The sequence below is a fragment of the Streptomyces sp. NBC_00647 genome, assembly GCF_045207245.1.
Taxonomy (GTDB): Bacteria; Actinomycetota; Actinomycetes; order Streptomycetales; family Streptomycetaceae; genus Streptomyces.
This window is the reverse complement of the sequence record NZ_CP109040.1, coordinates 9125579-9137933: the sequence shown is the minus strand read 5'-3', so window position 1 is coordinate 9137933 and position 12355 is coordinate 9125579. Positions and strand designations below refer to the sequence as shown.

The 12355-nt window shown below is 65.5% G+C and carries 8 protein-coding genes, 1 tRNA gene and 1 pseudogene; 4 read left to right on the top strand and 6 right to left on the bottom strand.

Translation table 11 applies throughout. The features are described 5' to 3' along the window. Nucleotides 1-604: 604 nt before the first annotated feature. Nucleotides 605-678 (bottom strand) — tRNA-Met (locus OG788_RS40120). Nucleotides 679-1362: 684 nt separating this feature from the next. Here OG788_RS40120 and OG788_RS40115 point away from each other — a divergent pair. After that, complete coding sequence (locus OG788_RS40115) at nucleotides 1363-1653, top strand: hypothetical protein (RefSeq protein ID WP_406375856.1); 291 nt, start codon at nucleotides 1363-1365, stop codon at nucleotides 1651-1653. A 217-nt stretch (nucleotides 1654-1870) separates the two neighbouring features. Here the strand turns inward: OG788_RS40115 and OG788_RS40110 are convergent, their stop codons facing one another. From OG788_RS40110 to OG788_RS40100, 3 genes are all read right to left on the bottom strand, one after another. Continuing rightward, on the bottom strand, nucleotides 1871-2485 hold the full coding sequence (locus OG788_RS40110) for a GNAT family N-acetyltransferase (RefSeq protein ID WP_406375855.1): 615 nt from the start codon (nucleotides 2483-2485) through the stop codon (nucleotides 1871-1873). Nucleotides 2486-3292: 807 nt separating this feature from the next. After that, nucleotides 3293-3799: a hypothetical protein gene (locus OG788_RS40105; RefSeq protein ID WP_406375854.1), complete on the bottom strand. Its 507-nt coding sequence runs from the start codon at nucleotides 3797-3799 to the stop codon at nucleotides 3293-3295. Between the two features lie 227 nt (nucleotides 3800-4026). Then, nucleotides 4027-6168, bottom strand: a complete 2142-nt coding sequence (locus OG788_RS40100; protein WP_406375853.1) for an ATP-binding protein — start codon at nucleotides 6166-6168, stop codon at nucleotides 4027-4029. A gap of 788 nt (nucleotides 6169-6956) precedes the next feature. On the opposite strand from OG788_RS40100, the gene OG788_RS40095 reads away from it, so the two are divergent. Beyond that, a complete protein-coding gene (locus OG788_RS40095; RefSeq protein WP_406375852.1) occupies nucleotides 6957-7598 on the top strand; it encodes a hypothetical protein in 642 nt (213 codons plus the stop codon). Nucleotides 7599-7605: 7 nt separating this feature from the next. Here the strand turns inward: OG788_RS40095 and OG788_RS40090 are convergent, their stop codons facing one another. Beyond that, complete coding sequence (locus OG788_RS40090) at nucleotides 7606-9219, bottom strand: hypothetical protein (RefSeq protein ID WP_406375851.1); 1614 nt, start codon at nucleotides 9217-9219, stop codon at nucleotides 7606-7608. A gap of 462 nt (nucleotides 9220-9681) precedes the next feature. After that, nucleotides 9682-10237 (bottom strand): annotated as a pseudogene (locus OG788_RS40085) (ECF subfamily RNA polymerase sigma factor, BldN family); the annotation flags it as partial. Nucleotides 10238-10972: 735 nt separating this feature from the next. Here OG788_RS40085 and OG788_RS40080 point away from each other — a divergent pair. Together OG788_RS40080 and OG788_RS40075 are read left to right on the top strand one after the other, a co-directional pair. After that, nucleotides 10973-11191: a hypothetical protein gene (locus OG788_RS40080; protein ID WP_406375850.1), complete on the top strand. Its 219-nt coding sequence runs from the start codon at nucleotides 10973-10975 to the stop codon at nucleotides 11189-11191. Between the two features lie 697 nt (nucleotides 11192-11888). Continuing rightward, nucleotides 11889-12212 (top strand): hypothetical protein, encoded by a 324-nt coding sequence (locus OG788_RS40075; RefSeq protein WP_406375849.1) that lies wholly within the window; start codon nucleotides 11889-11891, stop codon nucleotides 12210-12212. Nucleotides 12213-12355: the final 143 nt, after the last annotated feature.

The window sequence follows — 12355 nt, the reverse complement described above, 5'->3', positions numbered from 1 at the left end:
TCGATTCAAGCGGCGAATTCCAACGCCGGCATCCCGTGAGAGGCGGACGGCGCCACGGGCCTCGTGCGCCGTAGTGGTGTCTGCGACGCTACGAGTTCGAGCGCACTCCAACGCAAGTCGATCGATGCGCAGAGCGTGCAAACCCCGCCTGAAGAAGACCTGCGACACGCAGCTCGCCGCCCAGGCCGCCAGCCCCCGCGCTCGTCGTCCCGTCGCCCGAGGTGTGCGAACACATCGCCCGACAGGTCGAGGGGAGAGCCGAGGCGATCTGCACGACAGTGCCATGCTCGAACTCGCATGGACCACGAAGCTGCGCCTGCCCGACCGGATCACCGCCGACTACCGGAACTGACCGGACTCCGCCCCGTCATGCCGGCTGGCCGGGACCGTCACGAGTCCGGCTCGCCGATAGGACCCCCACCACCGGCTGCTGCACGCCGCGCTCACGCCGAAGCCGTGCGGCGCCGGCACGACGCCGCACGCCGCCCGCGCAGACAGGCAACGATGCGGCCGGCCCGGTCCCGTACCGGGCAGGAGCCAGAAGGGCGATCGTCCGGGAAAGCGAGAGGGCCCGGATCGTATGGATCCGGGCCCTCTCCAGCAGTAGCGGGGACAGGATTTGAACCTGCGACCTCTGGGTTATGAGCCCAGCGAGCTACCGAGCTGCTCCACCCCGCGTCGGTATCCCCACCGTACGCCATCGCAGCAACGCCGAAGACCACCAGCGGGCTTCTCGTCGTCGGTGGTGCTGGGCTTCCAGATCGACCTGATGTGCGTGCAGTCCGTGGCGCGGTCGCACCAGAAACGTGGTTGGTCGGTTTCCACCCGGCGGAGCCGAAGGTCGGACTTCGAGCAGTCGGAGGACGCCGAGACGATCAGGAGCTGCGGGTCTTCGAGATGGGTGCCGAGTGACGAAGGATCCAACCGGCGACCACCACGGGTACCGGCGCAGCGGTGTAGCCGCCCAGGGCTGCCGCCAGCAGCTGGACCAGATCATCGGGGAAGGGCGCGGACCTCACCACCCCATTAGCTCGCGTGTTCGAATTCTAGTTCAAGTCGACATGTCCTGCGGCGCAACGTGCGAGCCGGTGCGCGAGGCTGCGCAGCCGGGTCGGGATCGCACAGCAGTGTGCGCAGAGCGGGTCCGGTCAGTCCTGGTAAGACATCGGCCACAGACCTTGGACAGGTGGGGGCGAACAGATCCGCCAAGTCCTGCGCAACCCTCCCGCACTGCACAGATCCTCCGCATCGGCGGGACCGCCACATCGGGATCGTCGAGGGTGTCCATCCGGATGGCACTTGCCTGCGCACGCATCTCCAGAACCGCGGCAAGCCGCTCGAACGCCTGCGGGAGACGCCCCTGTGAGCTCCATCAACGCCCGCGTGGTCGCCTGGATCCACGGCGCGGTGAACACCTCCGCACCATGGGGCCGGGGCGCCTCGTCGGTGCCACACCCGATCAGGACAGCGGCGAGCAAGGTAGCGGACTCCTGGTCGATATTGATGGTCATCGCCTTGGCCGCTCTGCGTGAGCGCGGCGACCTCCGGGGGCTTGCCGCCTCCCTCGCCCACGAGCACGGCGTCAGCCCCGACGTCTGGTCCCGCGCGGTGAACGCGACACGCAAACCATCCGAAGCCCGTCAAAGGGCGTAGCGCCACGGAAGGAGCTGGCACGGTGTGGTGGGGCTCCATATGCGACAAGGGACCGAGCTGGACACGGGCGGACCAGTCCGTGTCAGTGGGCGGGCCGGGCCTGTAGGAAGGCGAGCCGATCTGGTTCGTCGTGGGACAGCATGCCAGCCGGGTCGATCATGATGCGGATTCGTGAAATTCCCCAGGTCCGCTCTTCGTTCCCCAGACGATTGCGCGATCAATGACGAGTCGGGCCACTCGCTCGTGGAGCTCGCGGGCTGCGCACTGGGTCGTATCCCGCTGAGTGGCGTGGGCCGTGATCATCGCTGCGGGAGACTCGGTAGAGCACGCACTGGCGAAGCGGTCCCTCAGGCACACTCGGATCCTCAAAGTCGTCGGCCGGATCCCGGGTCATGCCAATCCGGCGCATCACGGCCTGGGAACGAAGGTTGTCGACGGTCGTCGACGCAACCACTTCCGGCAGCCCGAGGGCCTCGAATGCGAAGGCCAAGCAGGCGAGGGCGGCCTCGGTGGCGTAGCCGTGGCCCCAAGCCGAACGCATCAACCGCCAACCGATATCCACACCCGTGAACGGCATATCGTCGCCCACCTCGTCCAAGCCGGCTCGGCCGATGAATTCACCGGTGTGGCGTGCTTCGAGTGCCCACCACCCAAAACCGCGCTCGTCGAACTCGGCCTGCATGCCTGCTACCACGGCATCGCTCTGCTCCCGCGTCAGCAGCTCCCCCAGGTACTCTCGGACTTCGGGATCGGCGTTCATCGCCGCCCACGGTTCGAGGTCGGACTCCCGCCACGGGCGGAGCAGTAGACGATCGGTACACAGCTCTCGCATGCCACCCAGCCAACCCGATCAAGAGCAGGACGTCGATCGGTTATACGTGCCCTGACGGCTACACCACCGGACGCAGCCCCCATCAAGTCAAGCCGTCAAGTGGGCCCTCGACGGCGCCCGTGGCGGGGAGCCAAGGAAAGCAGGTCTGGCGAGACCCTGAGCATGGTGTGGGGAATTGCAGATATCGCCATCAAACAGGGGCACCACGGCTTCGTGAAGGTCGTCGCCTGCCGGATGGGGCACCTGTGAGCGCCCCACCTCAATCCGTTCGGCCCGTGCTGCCGCAGCCAGGGAATCCAGCGTACTCGGGTGGCCCGGACTCGTCGAAGGCCCACAGCTCCCCGACGAGCCCCACCTAAAGAGCGCTTTGTTCCGGCGAGGTTGTTTGGTGGCGCTTCACCGGGACGAGTTGAGAAGGCTGCTGGGGCGAAGGTGTTCCATGTGATGGACGGGGCGGATGCCACTCTTCGGTCGCCCGTTTCCCGTTCCCTCCTGTCTGATCCCAGGGTGCCCCGCTCGGCTCCGTTTGCGCCCTGCAGGGACGGGCCGGCCGCCGGTACCACCGAAGCATGACGCGACAACACCCGTATCCCAGCGACCTCTTTGATGCACGCTGGGAACTGATCGGACCCATCCTCACCACCAGGGCTACGGCTACTTCGTCGCCTGGCAGAAAGGAGGCGTATTTACACGCCTGTTGCCTGATCACTCACCGGCAGCTCGGCGTATTGCGCCGCCGTCGATAGAGGTCATCGGGAGGCTGAGCGCTGTTGCCGTGCGGACCTGATCCGGGAAGCGTCCAACGTCCTATGCAATGACAATGCCATGCGGTAGTTCACACCCGTCGTGCTGGAGGTGCAGCCGGCGGAGGTCCTGCAGGGCAGCTATGGGAAAGGGGTGTTGAACCCACTTCGCAAGATAGCCGTCCTCGCCGTGGACCTGCAGTACTGAGTGAGCGGCCTCCATGACGACGTGTCCTAGAAGGCCGCGCGGCTGCGTGGAGCCCCAGACGAGTGTGCCTTCCTGGTCAGGCGCATCGAAGCTTGCGGACATGTCAGGGAAACGGTAGATCGTCAGATCAACCTCCGACCCCCTGCCTCGCAGCACCCACCTCACTTCAGCCGGTTCAAGGTCAAAGGAGAAGCGCTGGACAGGTATGGGGCCGTACAGACCCGCCACACCGCGAAGCAAGTCGGCAAGAGCATCCGTGCAGTAGCTGACGATGTCCTTCCGCTCCGAAGAGCCGTCCTCGATGAGGCACGTCGCCCAGCCACTGCCACTCAGTTCCCAACTGAACTGGAGACCATTGGCCATCCCGCCCCTCCCGGTGATCGTCTCCGAAGACGGTACAGCGCAGAAGCAGGCGGATCGCCTCGCACCCAACACAACCAACGGCGAAGACCTCACCAGTCAGGAGACCGACCAGTTCGCTGAGCAGCGGCGGGCCGCGCACACCCCCTGCCACTTCATTGTGTTAGCCGCTGCAAGAAGCCCTCTCACTCAAATGTTCAATAGCAAGTCCGCTGGAAGATCTTACGTTGTTACAGACCAAGTGAACTTCGCAGAGGCTGGAGTGCTTCCCGACCTGCTTCGCTTTCGAAGGAGAGGAGTTCAATGGCGTGCGCGACGGTCTGGGCCACGCGGATGCTGGTGCCGGCCACCTCCTCCTGATCCCACTGTTCGTTGGTCCGCTCGATAGCGAAGTACGAACACAGAGCGGCAGCGGCGTTGAGATAGACCGCAGCGTCGCGACCAAGGGGGAAGTCGACCGAGGCATCTTGGATTTGCTTAGCCGCGTGGTCGAGTGCTGCGACAAGAGAACCGGTTTCTGCCGCAGCGTCATTAACCGCGCTGACAGCAGCAATGCTAGCGGCGAGAACGGGGGGCTGCGTGTGTTTGGCCCGTGCGGCCAGTGCCTCGCAGACGAGCACGCTCTGCCGCCTGACAACCTGACGCACAACGGAGTCGACGAGGACAGGAGTATCAGGGCCGGCAGCGCGCCGGACGTCGATGCACTGGCGTGCAGAGCGGATCAGGTCACGTGGAACTCCTCCGCTCAATGCATGGCAAAACAGGATGAGCGGATCGGGAAAATCGAGAACGCGTCGGTTCACCAACCGCTGCGATTCTGCAGTGTCCAGCCGCTTGACTGGCACGATCGCGTCGAAGGAGGAATCAAACGCGTCACGCACGGGAACGCCCCTGAGGGAGAAGCTGTGCAGGGCGTCTTCAGACACCGACACGATGAAGTGGACGCCACGGATATGCAGGATGTCCTTGATGCTGTTGACGAACTTGAGCGCTTCCTTCCCCTTGTCGATCTTGTCGAGTTCGTCCAGTCCGATGACAATCCGCTGTTTAGTCTCCTGGACGTAGAGAGAGACGAATTCCTTGAACTTGGTGACAAGTTCGGGATGCGTGAGCTCACGCTCAGTCTGCTCGAACTGATCCTGGTCTTCTGCGGAGAAGAACTTGAGAGCGAAAACATTCTTCGTCGTTCTTTTCTGCATGTGGGAAAACTCCAGGCTGTGCATAGCGTGCCTGGCCGCGTTGAGGATCCCGGAATGACGATGATAGTGCGGGATCGGGGAGACTGCGAAGATCCGTGCCGCCGAGGAGAACACCAACGCGGCCCCGCCGGCCAGACCGATGAGGATGAGGAGAAGTCCCGGAATATCAGTCGTCTTGAAGACCGGAACGCCGTTGCGACCGACCGCGAAAAGGATCACACCTACGAGCGCCAGGCCGACGCATACGCCAGCACGAGCCATGTCAATGCGGCGCAGCGCCACCCGCTGGGCCTGACGCTCCTCCCGTTCGTCCCCGTAGGCCGCTCTGACCGACGACGCCACCTCGCGGAAGATGACACGGATGAAGTCTTCAGCGGCGTAGCTGACTGGGATCGGCAGGTACACCGACAGCGTTCCCTCCATGTGGCGTTGAATATCTCGCATGAGGGTGGTCTTACCGATGCCGCGCGGCCCGCTGATACCGATGGCGGACGTACCGTGTTCGCGAATGAAGGTGAGGACACCCTCTGTGGATGTGGACGGGACCACGTCCGCGGAGTCGATCTCCACCAGGATCGGCGCGTTGAGGGTTTTCAGTGTTGCGACTTCATGCTTGTCGCGTTCCTTGTGCTCGTTGATCACGCTGTTGGCAAGGGCCTGAACCTCATTCACCAATGCGGCGTAGAAGGGTGCTTGCGCCGTCGCAAGATTACTCACCGCCCGTTCACGCCGCTGAGTCACGGGTCCTCTGCGGGCACGAGCCGCGGTAACGAGTAAGACAGTGACGAGCAAGGAGAGAGCGCTGAACCACCAGTTCTGCGCATGGTATGACGGCAGCCAGGTGGTGTGCTTGAGCGCAGCCAACGCGTAAGTGATGGTTACGCCGGCCGCCGCGATGCATAGGAGGGTAGAGAGCGCATTCTCGACGCGGCGGGATGTAGCCAGCCGATCCGCGGCCACAAATGCTAAATAGGCCGAGTGCCACTCGTCATGGGCAGCCAGGTTGGAGCCGTCGTACCGCGCCCTCACCGCTTCCCGCACGGTCCCGTCAGTCCGGGGCACCCGCCTTTTCTCAAACTCTGTCCATGCCTCGGTGAACAGTCCCTCTTCGCGACGCTCGAACTGTTCTGACTCCTTGGCGGTCAGGAAGGGATGCGCAGGCGAGTTGACCACAGCGGCTCCTTGAGTTGCTCGGATTGATCGACACCGCAGCATCCATGTCGAAGGCGGTACCACCGCCGCCCACCGAATGAACATTCCATCCGTCAGCTGCGGGCTTCCGTCGGCACCAACCGTCTACCTCGCTGCAAGATCCGCCACATGGAACGAGGAGACATCTTGGCGGTACTGCATGGTCGTCAGATGGGGTGCACGGGCGCACAGGGTCCCCGTGCGGGAGTAGATCGGCATTCACCGCGATCGCGACGCTGTCCACTTCGACTAGCGGATGTGCCAGACCGCGCAGGAAAGGCGGAGCCGGCCACCGACGCTCCGCCCGTCGCCGGGTGATCGCAGAGCACCAGGACGCCGTCGCCGGACACGCCGTGAGGCACTGGCAGCCGTGCGGAAACACCCGGCGCCAGCCCCTCCACAGGCATCGAGAGGGCCCCTGACGCATCCCCGACGCCAGCTTCTTCCACCTGCGCGACGTCTTTGTCTGCATCGCCCCCCCCAGATCGCAGGGAGAAACGGTAGACCGATCGTGCCCGGCTGTCCCCGCTTTGCACAGAAATCCTCCACCGACACCCCAAAGCTGTACCAATGGAGCCCAAGCGTCTGCATACTGGGGATCCGCCGCCTCGATCGGCGATCCATGGGCGGCCCGCTCGGCGTGTTCTGTGAGGTCACTGGGGGACATCGTGATTCCGGCACCGACGCTGAACTCCATCCTGGCGCGGGGGGAGCCTGGCCACCCCGTGCAGGATCAGCCCGATACTGGCGGCACCGGGCAAAGACGCCTGGTGAGCATCCTGTTCGCAGCACCCGACACGGTGGTGATCGAGGGGTTGCACGACAACATGGCCCTGTACAACGCCCGTTCGGGGCACATGTGGGATCTGTACATTGCCGGGTACTACGCGTACGGCGGGAATGAATACGATCCGGACGGCTTCCCGATCAGGGAGGCGACCGGCCGCGACGCGGGCAGCCACCGACTCGGCGTTGGTCAAGGAACAGATTGGTGGTTCGGTCCGCAACGGTTCGTGCAACTGTCGAACACCGTCGCAGCGGCGCATTCCGAGTGCCTGGAGCGTGTGCCGGTGCTCCGCGGCAGGCGCACGCCGTGGAAGTACTCCGGTTCTCCCGAGATCGTCAATCTGTGGGTATCCGACGCCGCACCTGATTGGGAGTCTTTGACGGCCCATGAGGTAGGACACCAGGGGCCTTCCGCGCTCAGCGCAGTCGTGGAGTCGCACAGTGACTGGCGGACCGATCCTCTCCCGCCCGGATACGGACCGGGCACCCGTGCCTTCGCCGCAGCAGACGTCCTGCACGTCGATGCCCTGCGCCGGGCGCTTTCCTGGGCGGTTGCTGGTGCAGCGGGGGCCGCGTTGTCCGAGGGCGCTACGCACTTGGTCAACGGGTTGACGAAGATGTTCTGACGCTACGTCAGTCCACATCGTGTTTCTCGACGAGCTCGGCCAGCTGCCGCTGCGCACGCTTCGACCCGGAGTCCGCGAGTTCCCGATACAAGGGGATCGCCTCGGCGTCGCGTCCCAGCTCCAGGAGTAGACCTGCGGCCGTCCACAGGGCCTTGGGGTAGCCGGCTGCGGCGGAACGCCGGTAGAGATCGACGGATTCGTCCATTCGATCCAGTTGCCGTGCCAGCCCTGCGGCTGGGTACAGGGCGCTTGTGTGGCCCGCGTGAGCCAGCGTGCACAGCCATGTCAGCCCGTCCCCGATGCGACCGGCATCCTTCAGGAGCCGCACGGCTTGCCGCAGCGCATGGGCGTCTCCGTTCTCGGCGGCTTGCCGATGAAGCGTGAGTGCTTCATCGGCGAAGCCGTGCGTCTCCAGCATCTGTGCCGCTTTCCGAGAATCGCTCCCGGCCGCACCACGCTCCAGCAGCCACGCACGCGCGTCGCCGTACCGGCCTGCGTCCAACATGAGTTGAAAAGCCGTCCACTGGGCCGGAAGAGCTCCGTACTCGGCGGCAGCCCGGCTTGCGGCGATCTGCTCGTCGAGGAGCCTCTTGCGGGGGCTGAGCGCGGCGGCCTTGGCGCAAGCGGCCGGGTCGCCGGCGGCCTCACCGCGCCGGTAGAGATAGATGGCTCGGTCGACGTGACCGATCTCGGCCACCTGGTCGGCCGCATGGCTGAAGGCGTCCGGGCGGCGCCGGGCCAGTCGAAGCAGCCAGCGCACGGCTGCCTCGGTGCCGTACACATCGACAGCAAGTTCCGTCGCCTGCTCCATGGCACCTGGGTCGCCAGCCTCGGCGGCCCGCCGAAACAGCCGCACCGCCCTCGTTCTCCCATCCCGCCGGCGCGCCCACCGTTCTGCCGCATGCCGCAGAGCTCGAATTGATCCTGTCTCGGCTGCAATACGCTCTAGGAACACAGCCGAATGGGCTTCGAAGTACGGCAGTTGCCTGGCGATTTGGTCCACTGCGTCGGGCGTCTCACCAATCGGCGAGCGCAAGTAGATATCGACTGCCATGTCGGTCAGGCCCTGCGCGGCCAATTGGGCCGCCATCCAACAAGCCGCTGCCCTCTCTCCTTCGGAGACGGCCTGCCGGTAGCAGTCGAATGCCTCATCGATGCGGTCCGTACTGAGCAGCAGCCTGACCAGCGCAGGGCGTACGTCTGTCCTTCCTTCCTCCACGGTGCCTACCAGCAGGGTGATGGCGGCGCTTTCCCGGCCCGCCTTTACGAGCGCCTGAACGACAGGCTCGAGCCTCTCCACATCGCCGAGGTCTGCCAGCCTTGCGGCGACTGCGGCTGCCTCATCGAACTTCTCAATAGTGAGGAGCGCCGCAGCTGCGGAGCCCAGATCCGCCGCGCCTGAACCGTCGTCCACTGGCTCTCGGGGCTGCGGCTGCATATCCGCAAAGTGATCACCAGTCGGCCCTCGCTGCCCTGGGGCCGCCGCAATGCCGGCCGCGTCAGCACTGCGCTGGTAGAAACGGGTCGCCTCATCGATCTCACCGGCCCTGCGCAAGTGGTCACCTACGGCCAGCAGGGCGCGCGCGCCTCCTCGCTCGCTGGCGCGGTCGAAGAAGGACACCGCTGCGCCGACCCTCCCGGCCCTTAAAAGAGTGCCCGCCGCCAGCCAGTAGGCGCTGTCGTCGGGCTCAGCCGCTGCGCACCGTTGGAGCCACCCCACCAGTTCGTCGATGCGCCCCGCGTCCTCTAGGAGATGGACCGCCCAGCGCCGGGCATCGAGATCACCCAGGCCAGCGGCTTGTCGGTAGGCGGCTATGGCATCCTCAATGAGCCCTGCCTCACGGGCATCATGGCCAGCCCACCGCAGGAGATCACGCTTGTCCTTTGCCGGGCTCGGTGGCTGAGGCGAGCCCCTTGTTTCGTCAGCCGGCATGAGCTCCCCTCACCACAGCGGCTTCGTCCACGATCATGGTCTGTCCTTCCCGGGTAAGGCAGGCGCCGAGGCTGCTGGTCCGGCCCCATGGCCCTAAGCCGCCGCGGGGTCCAGGACTGCACGGCGGCTCGTGCGCACCCTGCCGCTCGGTCACTTCCTCTCGTTGTCCAGAATCCGGGCCAGGCCCCGCACAGCCCGGTACTGGAGGGCCCGAACCACACCCTCGTTCTTACCCATCACGCGGGCCTTCTCCACGACGGATAGCCCCTGGAGGATTCGCGGAGTCGCACACTCCTGCTGCTGCGGGGTCAGGCGCCGTACGGCCTCGAGCAGCGCAGAGGGCCTCCAGGACTCGGCCTTCCGGGGAGCACTCGACTCCGGCTGCATCGAGCATCTCGCCGGTGGTCACCTCCAGGCGGAAGCGGCTCGACTTGAGGTGGTCCGCGACGAGGTTGCGGGCGATCGTCACCAGCCAGGCGCCGAAGTCACGTCCCTGCCAGGTGAAGGTTGCGATGCGCCGCAGGGCGCGCAGGAACGTGTCGCTCGTGAGGTCCTCCGCGGTCGCCTTCGCGCCGACACGGTAGTAGATGTAGCGGTGCACGGTGTCGCTGTACCGGTCGTAGAGCTGGCCGAAGGCGGCGGGATCGCCTGCCTGGGCTCACTCCACCAGTTTCAGGATCCGGGCACTGTCGCTGTCCGGACCCGGGGGGGCGCACGTTGCTAGCGCCGGAGTCCTCGCCAGGCCCGGCTGAGCCTCGTCCGGCTCCGAGAGCAGTGCATCGACGCGATCGCGCGAACGGAACGCGGCCCGGCTTACCACAAGTGCGGCCGCACGGGCTTGGTCTGGCATGTGCTGCAAGGCGGGCAGATCCCAGACACATGCGTACGTCGGGTCTGAGTCTGCTCTCGTCGGATCGCTCAGACCGGCAACGCCCTCACAACGGCTCTGGCGTTGTCGAGGCTGGCCAAGTGGCGGCCGTGTCTGACCATGTTCAGGATGCCGGGCACGCTACGCGGCCAAGTCGTCCTGTGTTGCCCGATCTCAGTCGCTGCCGGGCTGGTCTGTCATGTCGAGCTTCTGGCCGAGGCGGCAGATTCAGTGCAGTTGTCGACCCCTACGAACGGCACCGGCAACTTGGCTTCTGGAACCTGGACACTACGCCTGTGAAGTGCCTGGGCACCCGGCCTGCGGACGCGCCTTGTTACTCACTACGGAATGAGATGGGTGTGTAGCACGCCTCGACGGCCAGGGGTGTCAACGGCTGAGTGCTTCGTCCCAGACGTTGCCGCGGTTGGCCCAGCTCCACAGCCATTGCCACAGCGAGGGGGTCGCATGGCGCAGGCCGTCGCGGGGACGCTGGACCCATGTGGGATCCCAGCCCCCCAGCGTCGTAGAGCAGCACCGGGTTGTCGACGGCGAGCAGCGAGACGTACCACTCCATTGAGCAGCCGCCCGAGGTCAGACTGGGACAAGTACAAGCCGAACCGGGGAGAAGGACCCCCGTCGCGCCCCGCGGCAGAACGCTTCGACTGGACCGGCGTCAAGGACGAAGGGCCCGGCGCGGAGACCCTGGGCACCCCGAAAACCGCGCTCGACCTGGGGCCGGCCGAAGGCGAGAACGCCGCATTCCTCACCCGGTCCCGCGTCCAGGTGACGTGACCGGGGTCGACTTCTCGCCCTTACAGGTCGCCCGCGCCCGCGCATTTTGGGACCGCCTCCCGACACTGAAGTTCATCCACGCCGAGCCTGCGCATTCCTCGACGACGACCTGAGCATCTGGGATGCCGTCTCCTCCACGTGGGGCGCCGTCTGGCTGACCGACCCCGAACGCCTCTTCCCTTGCGTCGCCAAGCGCCTTGAGCCCGGCGGCGTCTTCGCCTTCTCGCACCGCAAGCCCGTCACCGGCCAGTACGGCACGCAGCAGATGGGCGGCAAGTGGCTGGAAGGCCGCGAGAAGGAGCTGACGGTGTATCGATGGCAGTACAGCGCCACCCAGTGGGCCGACATCCTCAAACCACGGCTTCACCGACGTCCACGCGGAAGTCATCCCCAACCCGGACCCCGCCGAGCTCGGCACACTCCTCGTGCGCGCCTGCGCTCCTGGATGACCCGGCTTACGCTCGAATACAGACGCTCCCGCTCGTCCGCTCCCCGAGGCGGACAAGCGGGACTCTGTCATTCCGCACCCACATTCCGCCAAGGTGTCGTTCCGAGAACGTACTGGCTGCGCCTCTGCCCCGATTGAGCGCCCTTGGACGCATCCGGATCACGCACTCACCTGCACCGAGAAACCTGCATGGCGAGTTACGCAGGCTCGCTGGGTTTCATCAGGGTGCAAGACCCTAGCTGTTCTGGCGTGTTACGAAGTCTTCTCGCCTGGAGCGGCCGTGAGCGCCTCGGTCTGCTCCGGGTCCGCGACAACGTCATCGTCCTGCACTCGATGCGCTGGTCCGACGCGATCAGAGACCCGTCCCAGCCGAAACCGGAAGAGGTCGAGCTCACCGAAGGTGAGATCGCCCAGGCGGAGCAGCTCATCGAACGGCCGACCCGCGATGACCTGGAGGGTGAGGAATTCACCGACCGGTACAGGGAAGCGGTGGAGCAGCTCATCGACGCGAAGAGGGAGCGGGCGGAGGCGGCTGGGGCGCCTTCTGCCACATTCAGCTCCACCCCGACTTGATCGACGGGTACCTTGCCGGCACCGAACTCACCCTCATCCATCGGCCGACAACAGTCCGAAGAACTCGGTAACCGGTGTGCCCGGTGGTGTTGAGCCGGGTCGCTCCGCTCTGCCGCTCGGCGCCGTGTCGCCGGGGTTCGAAG

What these genes read in the sequence shown, in the direction of transcription:
- OG788_RS40110 (WP_406375855.1), bottom strand. Translation starts at nt 2,485, where the DNA reads ATGCGAGAGCTGTGTACCGATCGTCTACTGCTCCGCCCGTGGCGGGAG.
- OG788_RS40105 (WP_406375854.1), bottom strand. Translation starts at nt 3,799, where the DNA reads ATGGCCAATGGTCTCCAGTTCAGTTGGGAACTGAGTGGCAGTGGCTGG.